Origin of the sequence: Microbacterium aurantiacum (assembly GCF_040532595.1) — a bacterium.
GTDB classification, from domain to species: Bacteria; Actinomycetota; Actinomycetes; order Actinomycetales; family Microbacteriaceae; genus Microbacterium; species Microbacterium chocolatum_B.
On the sequence record NZ_JBEVYX010000001.1, the window covers coordinates 1,603,322 to 1,619,805 of the forward strand.

Consider the following 16,484-nt stretch of genomic DNA (forward strand, 5'->3'; position numbering starts at 1 on the left):
AACAGGAGATCCGGCGAGGACAGGACGATTCGAAGGAATCGGACCTGCACTCGCCGGATCTCCTGTTCCGGTGCGGGGCGGGACCGTCAGGCGGTCTGCTCGGCGTGCGCGCCCTCGGCGATCTCCTCGATCACCTTCGCGTTGAAGGCCGGCAGGTCATCCGGCGTGCGACTGGTGACGAAGCCGGCGTCGACGACGACCTCCTCGTCGACCCAGGTCGCACCGGCGTTGCGCAGATCGGTCTGAAGGCTCGCGAAGCTGGTGAGCGTGCGACCCGAGACGACGTCCGCCTCGATGAGCGTCCACGCCGCGTGGCAGATGGCGCCGACGGGCTTGTGCTGCGCGAAGAACGCGCGGGAGAAGGCGACGGATGCCGCGTCCATCCGCAGATCGTCGGCATTGACCACGCCGCCCGGGAGGACGAGGGCGTCGAAGTCGGCGGCATCCGCGTCGGAGGACACCGTGTCGACGCTCTGGCTGTGGCCGTTCTTGCCCGTGATGGAACCTGCGGCGGGGGCGACCATGACCGCCGTGGCACCGGCGGCGGTGACCGCCTCCCAGGGGGAGGTGAGTTCGCTGTCTTCGAATCCGTCCGTCGCGAGGAAGGCGACGCGCTTTCCGGTGAGATCTGTCATGTCCCCACGGTAGGCAGGGCCGCGCCCGCCGCGCGCGGGGTTGACACCGTGCGGCGAGGTGGCATCATCCGCGTGCGCGTGTCGGCGGCTCCTCCTATGCTGGCGCGATGATCGGGGATGTCGTGGTCGGCGACGACGGGCGCAGCCGATGCGCGTGGGTGGGGGCGGATGCCGAGTACGCGCGGTACCACGACGAGGAGTGGGGGCGCCCGCTCCGCGGCGACCGCGCGCTGTTCGAGAAGGTGAGCCTCGAGGGCTTCCAAGCGGGCCTGTCGTGGATCACCATCCTCCGCAAGCGTCCGCGTTTCCGCGAGGTCTTCGCCGGGTTCGAGCCCGAGGTCGTCGCGGCCTTCGACGAGGCGGACGTCGAGCGGCTCATGACGGATGCCGGGATCATCCGCAATCGCGCCAAGATCCTCGCGACGGTCTCCAACGCAGCCCTCGTCGCGCAGATGGCGCCGGGCGAGTTCGAGGCGCTGCTGTGGTCGTTCGCTCCGGCATCGGGCGGGCGCCCGACCGCCCTGGCGGAGGTGCCGGCGGTGACGGCGGAGTCCGAGGCGCTGAGCAGGACCCTCCGCGCACGCGGCTTCCGGTTCGTGGGACCGACGACCATGTACGCGCTGATGCAGTCGGCGGGCATGGTCGACGACCACGTCGCCGGGTGCTGGCGGGCCGTTGACGAGTGATGCGTGATGCATGATGCTTGATGCATGCGCACGACCCTCACGATCGATGACGACGTCCTCGCCGCCGCGAAGCAGTTCGCCGACGTCCGCGGCATCACCCTCGGCGAAGCCATCTCGCAGCTCGCCCGCGCGACGCTCACCGAGCGGCGCCGATTCGGTACGCGCAACGGCGTCGTGCTCCTGCCCACCCAGGCCTCGTCGGGGAGCGCCGGCCTCGACGACGTCAACGCCCTCCGAGACGACCTCGCGTGACGCGTCATCTGCTCGACGTCAACGTCGTCATCGCCCTGATCGATCCCCTGCACGTCCATCACGAACGAGCGCACGCGTGGTTCGCCACCCGCGACGCGCCGTGGTGCACCAGCCCGACGGTGCAGAACGGTGTCGTCCGCGTCGTCAGCCACCCGAAGTACCCGAACACCCAGCCCGCTCCCACGGTGATCGCGAGCCTCGCGAGCCTCGCCGCGCAGCCGGATCACGAGTTCCTCCCCGACTCGGTCAGTCTGCTGGACGCATCCGTGCACACCGAGCGTCTGCTGGCGAGCTCGCAGGTCACCGACACCTACCTCCTGCACCTGGCTGCGTCCCACGAGGCACGGCTCGCGACCTTCGATACCCGGATCGTCACCGCGGCGGTACCCTCGGGCGCGGAGGTCGTCTTCGCCATCCCCTAGGCGCCGCGGCCGGGCAGGTCGACGATCGACGGAGGAACCCACGATGAGCGACGACACCGAGGCGCACATCGCCGACGCCCACGACATGATCCGGGTCATCGGGGCGCGCGAGAACAACCTGAAGAACGTCGACGTCGAGATCCCCAAACGCCGACTCACGGTGTTCACCGGGGTGAGCGGTTCGGGCAAGTCCTCGCTCGTCTTCGGCACGATCGCGAGCGAGTCCCAGCGCCTCATCAACGAGACCTACCCGACCTTCGTCCAGCAGTTCATGGCGCAGCTGAACAGGCCCGACGTCGACGGTCTCGAGAACGTGAGCCCCGCGATCATCGTCGACCAGGAGCGCATGGGCGCCAACGCCCGGTCGACCGTCGGCACCGCCACCGATGCCCACGCGATGCTCCGGATGCTGTTCAGCCGCCTCGGGCAGCCGCACGTCGGGTCGCCCCAGGCCTTCTCGTTCAACATCCCCTCCGTCTCGGGCGCGGGGGCGATGACGAGGGAGAAGGGCGGGAAGAGCGTTCAGGAACGCCGATCGTTCGAGATCACCGGGGGCATGTGCCCGCGCTGCGAGGGCCTCGGCGAGGTCAGCGACATCGACCTGGATGAACTGGTCGATCGCGAGAAGTCGCTCGCCGACGGTGCGATCACGATCCCCGGCTACAACGTCGACGGCTGGCTCGTGCGGATCTTCACCGAATCCGGCTTCATCGATCCCGACAAGCCCGTGAAGGATTTCACCGAGACCGAGCGGCACGACTTCTTCTACAAGGAGCCGGTGAAGGTCAAGGTGCAGAACATGTCGATGACCTACGAGGGCATCGTGCCGAAGATCACCAAGAGCATGCTCCAGAAGGACCGGGAGGCGCTGCAGCCGCACATCCGCGCGTTCGTCGACCGCGCCGTGAAGTTCCAGCCGTGCCCCGACTGCGGCGGCACCCGCCTCAACGACGGCGCGCGCTCGTCGAAGATCGGCGAGATCAGCATCGCGGATGCCGCCGCCATGCAGATCACCGACCTCGCCGCGTGGCTCGACACTCTCGACGACCCCGCCGTGGCGCCTCTGCTGGCGACCCTCCGGCGCACCATCGCCTCGTTCATCGACATCGGTCTCGGGTACCTCTCGCTCGACCGGTCGGCGGGGACGCTCTCGGGCGGGGAGTCGCAGCGGACGAAGATGATCCGACACCTGGGTTCGGCCCTCACCGACGTCACCTACGTCTTCGACGAGCCCACCGCGGGGCTCCACCCGCACGACATCGCCCGCATGAACCGGCTCCTGCGTCAGCTTCGCGACAAGGGCAACACCGTGCTGGTCGTCGAGCACAAGCCGGAGGTCATCGAGATCGCCGATCACATCGTCGACCTCGGCCCGGGTGCCGGGCGCGCGGGCGGCGAGATCCAGTACGTGGGCGACGTGGCGGGTCTGCGCGCGTCGGGGACGGTCACGGGGCGCCACCTCGACGACCGCGCCCGCGTGAAGGAGACGGTCCGCACCCCGACCGGCGCGGTCGAGATCCGCGGGGCGACGCGTCACAACCTCCGGGACGTGGACGTCGACATTCCACTCGGCATCCTCACCGTCGTCACGGGGGTCGCGGGGTCGGGGAAGTCCTCGCTCATCCACGGCAGTCTTCCGGATCGCGACGGAGTGGTCGTGGTCGACCAGGCGCCGATCAAGGGCAACCGCCGCTCGAGCCCCGCGACCTACACCGGGCTCATGGATGCCGTGCGCGCCGCCTTCGCGAAGGCGAACGGCGTGAAGCCGGGCCTCTTCAGCGCCAACTCCGAGGGTGCGTGCATCGCGTGCCGCGGCCTCGGCGTGATCATCACCACCCTCGGTTTCACCCAGACCGTGGAGACCCTCTGCGAGGTCTGCGACGGCAGCGGCTTCAGCGACACCGTCCTGGAATACCGCCTGAACGGGAAGAACATCGCCGAGGTGCTGGCGATGTCGGCGACCGAGGCCGCGGATTTCTTCCCCACGGGAGCGGTCCACACGACCCTCACCCGCATGATCGATGTCGGGCTCGGCTACATCACGCTCGGCCAGGCGCTCACGACGCTCTCGGGCGGCGAGCGGCAGCGTCTCAAGCTGGCGATCTCGATGGCGAAGAAGGGTGTGATCTACGTGCTCGATGAACCGACGACGGGCCTGCACCTCGCCGACGTCCAGGCGATGCTCGGTCTGCTCGACCGTCTCGTCGACGCCGGGAACAGCGTCATCGTCATCGAGCACCACCAGGCCGTGATGGCCCACGCAGACTGGATCATCGACCTGGGGCCCGGCGCCGGCCACGACGGAGGGCGCATCGTGTTCGAGGGGACGCCCGCCGACCTCGTCACGGCTCGCTCGACTCTTACGGGCGAGCACCTCGCGGCCTACGTCGGCGCCTGATCGCGGGCGGTCAGCGCCCGGTGTCGAAGAGGTGCCGTCCGCCCGGTTCGAGGACCTTCACGACGACGCCCCGGCGATGGAGTTCGGCGACCGTCCGGGTCTCCTCGTCGATGTCGCGGCCGAGGGCGTGCACGTTCGCCACGACCAGGACGTCACCGCGTTGGAGCGTGCCGAACAGGCGCACGAGCCGCTCCTCCCAGCTCTCCAGGATCTCGGGAGACGGATGCCGGAACCCTTCGATCGGCACACCGAACCGGGTCAGCGCGTCGCGCTGCGCGACCACCGAGGGCATGTCCTCACGTGAGATGACGAGACCGACGAGGCGGGAACCCGCCGGGCGGGCCCGCCACCAGTGGCGGTCCTGCTGCAGCTCGGTGAAGCACTTCGGGCACTCGGCGGCGGGGTGCGGGAGGTGCAGAGGACTCGTGTCCGCGGTGAGGGCGCCGTCGGTCGCGCGCCCGCGGTGCAGCGAGGCATCGACGGCGACATCCCTGGCGACGTCCACCCCGGCATCCGTCCGCGTCGACGAAGCCTCATCGATCTCACTCATGAGCGCCCTTTCACTGGACGCCCATTGTCTCCCGGATCCGCGGCGATCGCACGCCCGGACGGGGCGCCTCAGTCGCCGTCGAGCCGCAGCTGCAGGCTGAGCTCGTCCGCGTCGAGCTCGGCGAGGGCGTGGCGCAGCGCCGCCGTGCTGTACTCGCCGCCGTGCGTGAGCTCCTCCAGCCGAGCGCGCATCGCGTCGATCATCGCCATGCGCAGCTCCAACAGGTCACGGGCGAGGGCGGTGGTGTCGTCGTCGGGCGGCTCGGTGAGTCGGTGCCCGACGCGCTGGACGAGGTGCTCTGGGAAGGGGGTGCCGTCGCGCTTGCGGAGCCCCGGCTCCTCGAGGGCGGATGCCGCGGCGCGTCGCAGCGCGTCGTCGATCCGCGTCTGCTCCTCGCGCGTGATCGCGTCCTGGGCGGAATCGTCCAGGCGCAGCATCCGCACGAGCGCGCGGAGCGTGAAGCCCTGCAGCATGAGGCTCCCGACCGCGACGGCGAAGGCGACGAACACCAGCAGCGCGCGGTCGGGGCTGTCGCGCGGGAGGGTCTGAGCCGCCGCGAGGGTGACGACGCCCCGCATCCCCGCCCAGACGATGACGGTTCCGTGCTTCCAGCCGAGGGGAGTGGCCTGGTAGTAGTCCAGATCGGCCATCATGCGCGAGACGCGCGCGCGGGCCGCGGCGATCCGTGACTGCCGTACCCGGGGATCGGTGCGTTCGAACCGCGGCGGACGTTCGGCGGCGGCATCCAGTCGCTGCTGCGCGTCGTCCAGGCGCTCCCGCCGCCTGCCACGTCGCCGGGCCCGGCGGCTCTGCAGCCAGAGGAGGAAGGCCACGTAGACCGCCCGCACCACGAGGATGAGTCCGAGCGCGCCGGCGGCGAGAGCGACCCCCTGCCCGATTCCCTGGGGCGAGTCGCGGAGGTCGAGCAGGATCTCCTTCAGCTCCAGGCCCATCAGGAGGAACACCGCGCCCTCGAGCACCAGCTCGATCGTGCGCCAGTTCAGTTCGTTCGACAGGCGCTGCTCGGGCGTGAACCACCGCGCCGATCCCTGCCCGGTGACGATGCCCGCGACGACCGCGGCGACGAGGCCCGAACCGCCGAGCTCCTCGGTAGGGAGGTAGGCGGCGAACGGCACGATGAAGCCGACCGCGGTTCCCGCGGCGGAGTGCGACAGCGCCGCCCGCAGACGCAGGTTCAGCCACCCGATCACGCCGCCGACGACGAGGGCGACGAGGACCCCCCACAGGAACGTCTCGAGGAACCCGCTCGCCTCCGGAGCGGCCGAGGCGCCCGCGCCGATCGCGACGGCCGCGAGCGATGTGCGGAGGATCACCAGCGACGTGGCGTCGTTGAGGAGGCTCTCGCCTTCGAGCAGAGTGACCACGCGGCGCGAGATCCCGAGCCGCTTGACGATCGACGTCGCGACCGCGTCCGTGGGGCTGAGGATGGCTCCGAGAGCCAGGGCGAGGTAGATGTCGAGCGCCGGGATGACCGCGCGGAAGAACAGCGCCAGCACGACGGTGCTGACCACCACGAGCAGGACCGACAGGCCGGCGATGGGCCGGAAATCCCGGCGGAACTCGATCGCGGGCATCGACACCGCCGCGGAGTACAGCAGCGGGGGGAGCACGCCGACCAGGATCAGCTCCGGGTCGACTTCGATCGGGGGCACGAAGGGGAGCAGACTCACCCCGATCCCGATGAGGACCAGTGCGAGGGGCCCCGCGATGCCGAGTCGCGGAGCGAAGGCCGTGGCGAGGGTGATGACGAGGACGCCGAGGATCGCCGCGAGGACGATCTCGGTCGGTCCCATCTACCGCCCCCCGAGGTCGCGGACCGCGTCGCGCTCGGCGATCAGTTCGTCGACGGAGGTCTGCAGGAGGGCGCGCCCGCGGTCGTCGAGGGAAAGCCCTTCGACCGTGCGGTAACCGCCGTCTGACCCGACGACGCCGGAAGACGCGACCGGCACCGAGCACATCAGTCCTTCGGGGATGCCGTACTCGCCGTGCGAGACGATCGCTGCCGAGGTCCATCCTCCGTCGGTGCCGAGCTGCTCGTCCCGAACGTGCTGGATCACCGCGTGCGCCGCGGAGGCCACGGAGGACCAGCCGCGGACTTCGATGATCTCGGCACCGCGCCGGGCGACGCGCGGGAGGAAGGTCTGATCGAGCCACGTCCGCGCGGCATCCGCGCCGTAGAACCGCTCGGCGAGGGCGTCGACGACCGGGCGCTCGCCGTCCGGCAGCCGCACGCGCGCGTGCGCGACATCCGGGAACTGGGTCGCGGAGTGATTGCCCCACACGACCAGCCCGTCGATCGCGGCGGGCGAGACCTGGAGGACGTCGGCGATCTGCGCGACCGCGCGGTGGTGATCGAGGCGGGTGAGCGCGGAGAAGCGCTCGGCCGGGATCTCCGGGGCCGCCGCTGCGGCGGCGAGAAGGGCGTTCGTGTTGGCCGGATTCCCCACGACCACCGCGCGGATGCCGGGGGCCGCGGCCTCGGCGATCGCGCGGCCCTGGGGGCCGAAGATGCCGGCGTTCGCGGCGAGGAGGTCTGCGCGCTCCATGCCCGGCCCGCGCGGGCGTGCGCCGACGAGCAGGGCGATGTCGGCACCGTCGAACCCGACCAGGGGGTCGTCGGTGACCTCGACGTCCTGGAGGAGCGGGAACGCGCCGTCCTGCAGCTCGAGCGCGGCACCCTCGGCGGCGCCGAGCCCCTGGGGGATCTCGAGGAGGCGGAGCCGCACCGGCCGGTCGGCGCCGAGCATCTCGCCCGCGGCGATCCGGAACAGCAGGGCGTATCCGATCTGTCCCCCGGCGCCGGTGAGGGTGATCGTCGTCGCGTCGCGCACCATGGTGCGAGCCTACTCATCCGCGTCCGCGCGAGCGGGGCTGTACCGTCATCCCATGACGTTCAACGACAACGCCCGCGTGGGCGGTCACTCCGCGAAACGGCGGGGGCGGGGCGTCGCGATCGCGGGCGGCGGCGTGGCCGGCCTCGGAGTGATCGCCGTGCTCCTGCTCAACCTCTTCACGGGCGGCGACTTCTCGGGGTTCCTGCCGACCGACGCGGGCCAGGGATCGAGCGGCGAGAGCGAGATCGCGGAATGCGACACCGGCGCCGACGCCAACGCCCGCGACGACTGCCGGCTGGCCGCGGCGACCCTCGCCGTGGACCAGTACTGGGAGGGCGAGCTGCGCGGATACCGCCCGCCGCAGCCGATCATCGTCGACGGGTCGACCTCGACCCCCTGCGGCACCGCCTCCAACCAGACCGGGCCGTTCTACTGCCCGGCGGATGAGACCGTGTACATCGACCCGACGTTCTTCTCGCTCCTCCGCGAGCGCTTCGACGCAACCGGCGGCCCTCTCGCGCAGCTCTACGTCCTCGCGCACGAGTACGCCCACCACGTGCAGTACATCACCGGCGTCTTCGAGCAGCACCCGCCCGGCGACAGCGGCCCCGACAGCAACGGCGTCCGCCTGGAGCTCCAGGCCGACTGCCTCGCCGGCGCCTGGGTCGGCGCGATGAGCGAGCAGGTCGACGAGAACGGCACCCCGTTCCTCCAGGCACCGACCGACGCACAGATCCAGGACGCCCTGAACGCCGCGGCGACCGTGGGCGACGACCACATACAAGAGGTCTCGACCGGTCGCGTCTCCCCGGAGACCTGGACCCACGGCTCCAGCGAACAGCGGCAGAGCTGGTTCCAGACGGGATACCGCGAGGGACCCGCGGCCTGCGACACCTTCGCGGTCGACGGGAGCCGGCTGTGACGGCGCACCTCGACGGCATCCTGTATCCGCCGATCGAGCCCTACGAGACCGGCGAGCTGCTCGTCGGCGACGGCAACCGGGTGTACTACGAGCAGAGCGGGAATCCCGGCGGCAAGCCGGTGGTGTTCCTCCACGGCGGCCCCGGTGGGGGGACCTCCCCGTGGCACCGGAGGTTCTTCGATCCGGAGCGGTACCGGATCATCCTCCTCGACCAGCGCGGATGCGGTCGGTCCACGCCGCACGCCAGCGAGCCGGACGCCGACCTCCGCCACAACACGACGTGGCACCTCGTCGCCGACATCGAACTGCTGCGGCGGAACCTGGGGATCGACCGGTGGCAGGTGTTCGGCGGCTCATGGGGCAGCGCGCTCGCCCTGGCGTACGCGCAGACGCACCCGCAGGCCGTCACCGAGATCGTGCTGCGCGGGATCTTCACCCTCCGTCGGCACGAGCTGGAGTGGTTCTACGAAGGCGGCGCCGGGGCGCTCTTCCCCGACCTCTGGGACGAGTTCATCGCGCCGATCCCCGTCCTCGAGCGCTCGCGCATGATCGAGGCGTACCACCGCCGCCTGTTCGACCCCGATCCCGCCGTGCACCGCCCCGCGGGTCTCGCCTGGACGCGCTGGGAGGCGTCGACGCTCACGCTCCGGCCCGATCCGGAGCTCGTGGCGACGATGACCGACCCGGACGCCGCCGTCGCCTTCGCGCGGATCGAGAACCACTACTTCGTCCATGACGGCTGGTTCCGCGAGGGGCAGCTCGTCGACGGCGCCCGCGCTCTCCGCGGCATCCCGGCCGTCATCGTGCAGGGACGCTACGACGTCTGCACGCCGATGATGACCGCGTGGGACCTCCACCGGGCCTGGCCGGAGGCCGAGTTCGTCGTGGTTCCGGATGCCGGGCATGCGGCATCCGAACCCGGCATCGCGTCGGCGCTCCGGGCCGCGACCGACCGGTTCGCGGAGGACGCGGTCACCTCCGCGGGGTGAGGTCGGGCGCCGGGTTGGCCTTTCGGTGCCCGGCACGCCAGAGTGGGCCTCGGAGGTCACCCATGGACAGCGAACTGACGCCCCTTTTCGACCGGCAGACCGGCGCCAGCGCCATCGGCCGCAACCGGCTGGGCGCCGAGCCCCTGCTGCCGCAGACCGCCTATCAGCTCGTGCACGACGAGGCGCTCCTCGACGGCAACGCACGGCTGAACCTGGCGACCTTCGTCGGCACGTGGATGGACGACTACGCCAACAAGCTCTACGCCGAGTCGTACGACAAGAACATGATCGACAAGGACGAGTACCCCTCGACCGCGGCGGTCGAGGACAAGTGCTGGCGGATCCTCGCGGACCTGTGGAACGCCCCGTCGGCCGACGACGCGATCGGCACCTCCACGATCGGGTCGAGCGAGGCGTGCATGCTCGGCGGGCTCGCCTTCAAGCGTCGCTGGCAGCACGCCCGCCGCGCCGCCGGGAAGTCGACCGAGAAGCCGAACCTGGTCATGTCCAGCGCCGTGCAGGTGGTGTGGGAGAAGTTCTGCAACTACTGGGACGTCGAGATGCGGCTCGTGCCCGTCACCGAGGAGCACCCGGTCTTCGACGGAACGGGGCTCGCCGACTACGTCGACGAGAACACCATCGGCGTCGTGGCGATCCTCGGGGTCACCTACACCGGGGCGTACGAGCCGGTGAAGCAGATCGCGGCGGTGCTGGACGAGATCCAGCGGGACACGGGCCTCGACATCCCGCTCCACGTCGACGGGGCCTCCGGTGCGATGGTCGCGCCGTTCCTCCAGCCCGACCTCGAGTGGGACTTCCGCCTCGAGCGCGTGCACTCGATCTCCACGTCCGGTCACAAGTACGGCGGCGTGTACCCCGGCGTGGGGTGGGTGGTGTGGCGGGAGGCGAGGTGGCTCCCGGAGGATCTCGTCCTGCGGGTGTCGTACCTCGGCGGCGACATGCCGACCTTCGCCCTCAACTTCTCCCGCCCCGGCGCACAGGTGCTCCTGCAGTACTACATGTTCCTGCGGCTCGGCTACGCCGGCTACACCGACATCCAGCAGGGATCGCAGGATGTCGCGGTGCACCTGTCGGACGGCATCGGCGCGATGGAGCCGTTCGAGCTGATCAGCCGCGGCACCGACATCCCCGTCTTCGCGTGGACGCTGAAGAAGGACCACACGGAGAACTGGACGCTGTACGACCTCAGCGATCGTCTGCGCATGCGCGGGTGGCAGGTGCCGGCCTACCCGCTGCCGGCGAACCTCGAGCACATCATCGTCCAGCGGATCGTCGTCCGCCGCGACCTCAGCCACGACATGGCCGACAAGCTCCTCGCCGACATCCGCACCGAGGTCGCCTATCTCGACGCGCTGCAGGCCCCCATGCCGTCGCTCCACAACGAGGTCTTCCACCACTGATCGCGTCGGAGCGGAAGGCGCTCGCCGCCGACGTTCAGCCCGGTGCTGGTAGTGTCGGAGGTCTTGCAGCGCGACTCTCGCGCTTCTTGCGTCGTTAGAACGCTTCTCTCGCCCGCATCCGCTCTCCCGTGGCGGCTGCCGTCGGCCGATGACATTCACGCGGCGACCCGGGAACGAAATCCGATCCCGGCCACCGACCCCAGGCGCCCCTGCGCGCCGGAGACACACTTCATGACCGAAATGACTTTCGGCGCGCTCGGCGTGCCCCAGCCCCTCGTCGACGCCCTCGCGGCGGACGGCAAGACCACGGCCTTCCCGATCCAGGCCGACACCCTCCCCGACACCCTCGCCGGCCGCGACGTCCTCGGCCGCGGCAAGACCGGCTCGGGCAAGACCCTCGCCTTCTCGCTGCCCCTCGTCGCCCGCATCGCCGAGCGTCGCACCGGACCCGCGCGCCGCGGACGCCGCCCCCTCGGGCTCGTCCTGGCTCCCACGCGGGAGCTCGCCACACAGATCGACGCCGTCCTCGCCCCGCTCGCCGCGGCCACGGGCCTGGTGACCACGACGATCTTCGGCGGAGTGAACCAGAACCGTCAGGTCCAGGCCCTCGCCGCAGGCGTCGACATCGTCGTCGCCTGCCCCGGGCGTCTCGAAGACCTCATGCGCCAGGGCTACGCGCACCTGGACGCGGTGGAGATCACCGTCATCGACGAGGCCGACCACATGGCCGACCTCGGCTTCCTCCCGGTCGTCACGCGCATCCTCGCCGCCACGCCCGCGCAGGGACAGCGGCTGCTCTTCAGCGCCACCTTGGACAACGGCGTCGACAAGCTCGTCGCACGGTTCCTCCGCAACCAGGTGCTGCACTCGGTCGACGAGGCGCACTCCCCGGTCGCCGCGATGACCCACCACGTCTTCACCGTCGCCGACGCCGACGCGAAGAAGGACCTCGTGAAGACCCTCGCCTCCGGCACGGGTCGCCGCATCCTCTTCTCGCGGACCAAGCACCACGCCAAGAAGCTCGCGAAGCAGCTCACCGCGCAGGGCATCCCCTCGGTCGACCTGCACGGCAACCTCTCGCAGCCCGCGCGCGATCGGAACCTCGCCGCGTTCTCGTCGGGCGCCGCCCGCGTGCTCGTGGCGACCGACGTCGCCGCCCGCGGCGTGCACGTCGATGACGTCGAACTCGTCGTCCACGTCGACCCGCCCACCGAGCACAAGGCGTACCTGCACCGCTCGGGTCGCACCGCGCGCGCCGGCGCCGAGGGCGCGGTCGTGACCGTCGTCCTGCCCGAGCAGCGCCGCGACGTGACCCAGCTGCTGCGCAAGGCCGAGATCAGCGTCGCCCCGGTGCAGGTCACCGCCACGGACGCCGTCGTCGCCGAGCTCGTCGGCGAGGTCGCCGCGTACGTCAAGCCCGAGCCGGTCGTCGCCGCCCCCCAGGGCGGCGGACGCAGCCAGGGCGCGAACGCGCAGCGCAAGCGCGCGGCGCGCGGCGAGTCCGGATCCGGCGCGGGTGCGGCATCCGGCGGATCCTCGCGCGGGCGTCGTCGTCCCCAGGGCACCGGCGGCACCGACCGCGCGCAGACCTCGGGCGGCGCGCGCCCCGCGCACGCCGCGACCGAGCGTCCGGCGCAGTCCGCGGGCAACCCGCGTTCGACCGGACGCCGGGCCTCCGGCGGCGGCGCCCAGGGTGGGAAGTCCTCCGGCGGCAAGCTCATGGTCGGCTCCGTCGTCCGTGAGAACGGCCGGGGTCGCCGCACCGCGCGCTGACCCGCGCCCCCGCTCTTCCCCGACACGCGCATCCTGCGCCGGGAGACGCCGTTTCGACGGCGACTCCCGGCGCAGTTCGCGTTCAGCGGGAGGGCGAGGCGAGCAGGTCGGCGGCGCGCTCGCCGATGACGATGCTCGGGGCGTGGGTGTGGCCGCGGATCACGACGGGCATGACCGAGGCATCGGCGACGCGCAGCCCGCGCACGCCACGCACCCGCAGGTCGGGATCGACGACGGAGGCGGCATCCGTGCCCATCCGCGCCGTCCCCACCGGGTGGTAGAGCGTGTGCGAGTGATGCCGGAGCGATGCCTCGGCGCGCTCGGCGGCCGTCATCGCCTCCCCGCCCTCGGGCTGGATCCAGCCGCCGGTCGTGACGGCGCGGAGGGACGGCATCCGCAGCAGGCGCTCGCATTCGGCGAGCCCCGCGAGCATCGTCCGCTCGTCGACGCGGCCGGGATCGCTGAGGTAGCGCGGGTCGATGACCGGGGCGGCGGTCGGGTCCGCCGAGGCGAGTCGGATCTCTCCGCGGCTCTGTGGACGCAGCAGGATCGCACCGACCGTGAGCCCTTCGCCGGGTGTCGGGACCAGTCCTTCGCCGACGTACGGGGCGGGGGCGAAGATGATCTCGATGTCGGGGAGGTCCGCGGGCATGCCGATGTCGTCGGCGAGGGCGGTCCGGATGAAGCCGTAGGCCTCCGCGACGTTGGAGGTGAGCATCCCGCGCCTCCGTGTCAGGTACGGGGCGAGGTGCCGTGCCCGCGTCGCGGTGTGCAGCGTCCCGCCGTGCGCGGCCGGGGCTAGTCCCGCGACGAGGTGGTCCTGCAGGTTGCGTCCGACTCCGGGAGCGTCCACCACCGGACGGATGCCGAGCCCTGTGAGATCGGCGGCGGGGCCGATGCCGCTCAGGAGGAGCAGCTGCGGGGTGTTGATCGCGCCGCCGGCGAGCACGACCTCCGCGCGGGCGGTCGCGCGCCGGGTGACGCCGTCGATCCGCACGTAGACGCCCGTCGCGCGGGGGACCCCGTCCGCGTCGGCGGCTGCGGCATCCGCCTCCTCGAACATCACGCGCGTCACGAGTGCTCCGGTGACGATGCGGAGATTCGCGCGACCGCGGGCGGGCCGGAGATACGTGTCGGCGGTCGAGGCGCGGGCGCCGCGATGCTGGGTGACCATGGTCTGGCTGAACCCCTGCCCGAGGGGGAGGTTCGCCGGCGTCACCGGATGCCCCGCCTCCACCGCAGCCGCCAGGAACGCCGCGGTCTGCGGCCTGGGGTCGCGCTGATGCTCGACCTGCTGCGGTCCGTCCACGCCCTGTGTCGGGTCCGCCGGATCGTCGGTCCGCTCCACGCGACGGAAGAGCGGCGCCAGCTGCTCCCACGACCACGCCGGGCCCGCGGCATCCGCCCACTCGTCGTAGTCGGCGGCGAACCCGCGGACCCACATCATGGCGTTCAGCGACGAGGACCCGCCGAGGGTACGGCCCCGCGGCCAGTACACGCGCCGCCCCGCGAGGCGCTCCTGCGGCGCGGTGTCGTACGACCAGTCGTAGCGCCCGCGGAACAGGCGCGAGAAGGCGGCGGGGACGTGCAGCTCCGGCGCCCGATCGACCGGCCCCGCCTCGAGGAGCAGCACCGTGCGGCGCGGATCCTCGGACAGGCGCGCGGCGAGGGCCGCGCCGGCGGAGCCCGCCCCGACGACGATGACGTCGGCGACGAGGTCGCCCCGGCCGGTGTCGCTCATGCGCGCAGCGCTCGGAGGAAGGTGGGCGCGAGCCCCGCGATCGCGCGGATCGAGCCGAGTCCGCCGTTCGCCCGGAACCGGGTGAATCCGGCGCTGACCGCGGCACCGGTGCGCGCGCGGACGAACCACGGCGGCTTCGGCAGGACCGAGAAGATGCCCGCCCGACCGGGGAGGAGGGCCGAGACGGAGCGCGGGAACGGCCGGAACGGCGCGCGTCCGACCGACCGCTCGACGTCGGCCAGGAGGAGGGCGTTGTGCACGACCCCGGTGCCGCTGCCGATATCGGCGAGTGTGCCGCCCGGGAACGCGTTCCACGTGAGCGTCGGGGTGAGGAAGACGAACCCGGTCCATGTGTTGATCGCGATCGCGCCGTAGCGAAGGGTGGCGACGGCCTCCTCGAAGCCGCTCCCCAGTGCCCGCTCGGTCTCGGGATCGATCAGGAGATTCGCCCCGAGCGACCCGGCGAGCCGGTCGTTCGCGTACTCGACGGCGCGGTCGAGGAACTCCTGCCCGTCGCCGGGGAGCGTCTGCACCCCGAGGACGGGGGAGAAGTACTCGGTCTGCTCCATCGGCGACGCGTCGTCGCCCGGCCGGAGCTCGACGAGCAGGCGCTCGCCGCCGGCGCGCAGGGCGTGCGGGAAGGATGCCGCGGCCGCGGCCACGCTCGCGGCGCCGTTCGGATACCAGAGGGGCCGGGCGGGGGCTGCGGCGTACGCGCGGCGGAGCTCGGTGAGGAAGGCCTTGCGCTGCGGCCAGTCGGCGCTGAGGATCACGACCTGCCCGGCGATGCAGTTGTGGCCGGCGTTGTGGAGGCGCATCGTCGCGATGTGCTCGGCGTGGAAGCGGAGGTCGGCGGCGCTCCACCGGCCGGGCACGACGATGATGGGCGAGACCCCGCCGAGCTCGGCGGTGATGGGGGTCTTCAGCCGCGGGCGCCCCTCGCGCCGTCGTCGGGTGGCCGCCCCCGAGGGGGGTCCCCACACGATCGCGTCGAAGGTCTCAGCCGCCCCCGTGATGTGCACGTGGTCGATGCCGGAGTGGGCGGTCAGGTGGGCGCCGACCGCGCCGCCGCCGCGGACGATCCGCAGGTATCCGCCGGCGATCAGCGGCGCCAGGACCTGACGGAGGATCGGGAGGAGGGCATCCTGCAGGGGATTCAGCTTCAGCAGCACGACGCGGTTGTGCGCGAGGAGCTCCGTGAAGACGTCCTGCACGGGGATGGAGGTGATGTTGCCGGCGCCGAGGACCAGCCCGACCCCGCCCGGAGCCTGCGGGTCGCGCTGGGCGAGGCCGGCGCGACGCCGGGCGTCGGCCGCGGTCGTCCCGGGCGTGAACCACACCTCGCCGGTGTACCCCGACAGCACGAGCCGGTCCGAGAGGTCGCCGGGGAACACCCGCGCGCGCACCCGCGCGCCCGGCGCGGCGGTCAGCGCGACGCCGTCGAGCGGGGAGGCGCCTCGGGCGAGGGTGCGCAGCGTCCGGGCGTACGCGGCCGTCGCCACGAGCGCGGCGTACGGGCCCGACAGCCACTCCTCGCCTCGGGACGGATGCCCGGGGTCCAGGCCCTTCGCGCGGGAGGCGGCATCCGCCCATTCCTCGGCTCCCGCGGCCATCGCGTCGTGCAGCCGATCGAACAGGCGGGCGCGCTGCGCGAGGGTCAGATGCCGCCAGGTCTGCGCACCGCGGGTCAGGTCGTCGACGGCCGCATCCAGCTCCGCGCGCTCGGCGTCGCCCAGGGCAGACGAGGTGGTCGAGGTCGCCCCGGCGGCGAGGTGGGAGGCCTGCGGCATGACGCGCTCCTTCGTGCGTCCGGTCAGTGTACCCGCGCGCTGAGACGTCG

General features: G+C 71.9%; 14 protein-coding genes. 8 read left to right on the forward strand and 6 right to left on the reverse strand.

Annotation, left to right across the window (positions count from 1 at the left end; translation table 11 throughout):
- Positions 1-86: 86 nt before the first annotated feature.
- Entirely contained in the window at positions 87-635 is a 549-nt protein-coding gene (locus ABXJ56_RS07630; RefSeq protein WP_353999091.1) for a type 1 glutamine amidotransferase domain-containing protein, read from the reverse strand.
- A 107-nt stretch (positions 636-742) separates the two neighbouring features.
- Here ABXJ56_RS07630 and ABXJ56_RS07635 point away from each other — a divergent pair, with 107 nt between their 5' ends.
- From ABXJ56_RS07635 to ABXJ56_RS07650, 4 genes are read left to right on the forward strand one after another with little or no spacing between them, the layout of a single operon-like run.
- Positions 743-1,321, forward strand: a complete 579-nt coding sequence (locus ABXJ56_RS07635) for a DNA-3-methyladenine glycosylase I (protein ID WP_353999092.1) — start codon at positions 743-745, stop codon at positions 1,319-1,321.
- 24 nt (positions 1,322-1,345) lie between these two features.
- A complete protein-coding gene (locus tag ABXJ56_RS07640) occupies positions 1,346-1,573 on the forward strand; it encodes a hypothetical protein (RefSeq protein WP_053546559.1) in 228 nt (75 codons plus the stop codon).
- Complete coding sequence (locus tag ABXJ56_RS07645; protein WP_353999093.1) at positions 1,570-1,995, forward strand: TA system VapC family ribonuclease toxin; 426 nt, start codon at positions 1,570-1,572, stop codon at positions 1,993-1,995. The genes ABXJ56_RS07640 and ABXJ56_RS07645 overlap by 4 nt, the downstream gene beginning before the upstream one ends.
- Before the next feature lie 43 nt (positions 1,996-2,038).
- On the forward strand, positions 2,039-4,393 hold the full coding sequence (locus ABXJ56_RS07650) for an excinuclease ABC subunit UvrA (protein ID WP_353999094.1): 2,355 nt from the start codon (positions 2,039-2,041) through the stop codon (positions 4,391-4,393).
- Positions 4,394-4,403: 10 nt separating this feature from the next.
- Here ABXJ56_RS07650 and ABXJ56_RS07655 read toward each other — a convergent pair whose 3' ends face one another.
- The 3 genes from ABXJ56_RS07655 to ABXJ56_RS07665 form a co-directional block, all read right to left on the reverse strand.
- Positions 4,404-4,943 (reverse strand): recombinase family protein, encoded by a 540-nt coding sequence (locus ABXJ56_RS07655; RefSeq protein ID WP_353999095.1) that lies wholly within the window; start codon positions 4,941-4,943, stop codon positions 4,404-4,406.
- Positions 4,944-5,011: 68 nt separating this feature from the next.
- Positions 5,012-6,757: a cation:proton antiporter gene (locus ABXJ56_RS07660; protein ID WP_353999096.1), complete on the reverse strand. Its 1,746-nt coding sequence runs from the start codon at positions 6,755-6,757 to the stop codon at positions 5,012-5,014.
- Entirely contained in the window at positions 6,758-7,798 is a 1,041-nt protein-coding gene (locus ABXJ56_RS07665; protein ID WP_353999097.1) for a malate dehydrogenase, read from the reverse strand.
- A gap of 52 nt (positions 7,799-7,850) precedes the next feature.
- On the opposite strand from ABXJ56_RS07665, the gene ypfJ reads away from it, so the two are divergent.
- The 4 genes from ypfJ (at position 7,851) to ABXJ56_RS07685 (ending at position 12,903) form a co-directional block, all read left to right on the forward strand.
- Positions 7,851-8,720, forward strand: coding sequence for a KPN_02809 family neutral zinc metallopeptidase (gene ypfJ, locus ABXJ56_RS07670; RefSeq protein WP_353999098.1), 870 nt, complete (start codon positions 7,851-7,853; stop codon positions 8,718-8,720).
- A complete protein-coding gene (pip, locus tag ABXJ56_RS07675) occupies positions 8,717-9,709 on the forward strand; it encodes a prolyl aminopeptidase (RefSeq protein ID WP_353999099.1) in 993 nt (330 codons plus the stop codon). Before ypfJ ends, pip begins: the two co-directional genes overlap by 4 nt.
- Before the next feature lie 62 nt (positions 9,710-9,771).
- Positions 9,772-11,130 carry a glutamate decarboxylase gene (locus ABXJ56_RS07680; RefSeq protein ID WP_353999100.1) on the forward strand — a complete coding sequence of 453 codons (1,359 nt, stop codon included), beginning with the start codon at positions 9,772-9,774 and terminating at the stop codon, positions 11,128-11,130.
- Positions 11,131-11,361: 231 nt separating this feature from the next.
- Entirely contained in the window at positions 11,362-12,903 is a 1,542-nt protein-coding gene (locus ABXJ56_RS07685; protein ID WP_353999101.1) for a DEAD/DEAH box helicase, read from the forward strand.
- A gap of 82 nt (positions 12,904-12,985) precedes the next feature.
- Here the strand turns inward: ABXJ56_RS07685 and ABXJ56_RS07690 are convergent, their stop codons facing one another.
- On the reverse strand, positions 12,986-14,644 hold the full coding sequence (locus tag ABXJ56_RS07690) for a GMC family oxidoreductase (protein WP_353999102.1): 1,659 nt from the start codon (positions 14,642-14,644) through the stop codon (positions 12,986-12,988).
- Positions 14,641-16,434, reverse strand: a complete 1,794-nt coding sequence (locus ABXJ56_RS07695) for an aldehyde dehydrogenase family protein (protein WP_353999103.1) — start codon at positions 16,432-16,434, stop codon at positions 14,641-14,643. The genes ABXJ56_RS07690 and ABXJ56_RS07695 overlap by 4 nt, the downstream gene beginning before the upstream one ends.
- Between the last annotated feature and the right edge of the window lie 50 nt (positions 16,435-16,484).

What these genes read in the sequence shown, in the direction of transcription:
- ABXJ56_RS07630 (WP_353999091.1), bottom strand. Translation starts at nt 635, where the DNA reads ATGACAGATCTCACCGGAAAGCGCGTCGCCTTCCTCGCGACGGACGGA.
- ABXJ56_RS07635 (WP_353999092.1), top strand. Translation starts at nt 743, where the DNA reads ATGATCGGGGATGTCGTGGTCGGCGACGACGGGCGCAGCCGATGCGCG.
- ABXJ56_RS07640 (WP_053546559.1), top strand. Translation starts at nt 1,346, where the DNA reads ATGCGCACGACCCTCACGATCGATGACGACGTCCTCGCCGCCGCGAAG.
- ABXJ56_RS07650 (WP_353999094.1), top strand. Translation starts at nt 2,039, where the DNA reads ATGAGCGACGACACCGAGGCGCACATCGCCGACGCCCACGACATGATC.
- ABXJ56_RS07655 (WP_353999095.1), bottom strand. Translation starts at nt 4,943, where the DNA reads ATGAGTGAGATCGATGAGGCTTCGTCGACGCGGACGGATGCCGGGGTG.
- ABXJ56_RS07660 (WP_353999096.1), bottom strand. Translation starts at nt 6,757, where the DNA reads ATGGGACCGACCGAGATCGTCCTCGCGGCGATCCTCGGCGTCCTCGTC.
- ABXJ56_RS07665 (WP_353999097.1), bottom strand. Translation starts at nt 7,798, where the DNA reads ATGGTGCGCGACGCGACGACGATCACCCTCACCGGCGCCGGGGGACAG.
- ypfJ (WP_353999098.1), top strand. Translation starts at nt 7,851, where the DNA reads ATGACGTTCAACGACAACGCCCGCGTGGGCGGTCACTCCGCGAAACGG.
- ABXJ56_RS07680 (WP_353999100.1), top strand. Translation starts at nt 9,772, where the DNA reads ATGGACAGCGAACTGACGCCCCTTTTCGACCGGCAGACCGGCGCCAGC.
- ABXJ56_RS07685 (WP_353999101.1), top strand. Translation starts at nt 11,362, where the DNA reads ATGACCGAAATGACTTTCGGCGCGCTCGGCGTGCCCCAGCCCCTCGTC.
- ABXJ56_RS07690 (WP_353999102.1), bottom strand. Translation starts at nt 14,644, where the DNA reads ATGAGCGACACCGGCCGGGGCGACCTCGTCGCCGACGTCATCGTCGTC.
- ABXJ56_RS07695 (WP_353999103.1), bottom strand. Translation starts at nt 16,434, where the DNA reads ATGCCGCAGGCCTCCCACCTCGCCGCCGGGGCGACCTCGACCACCTCG.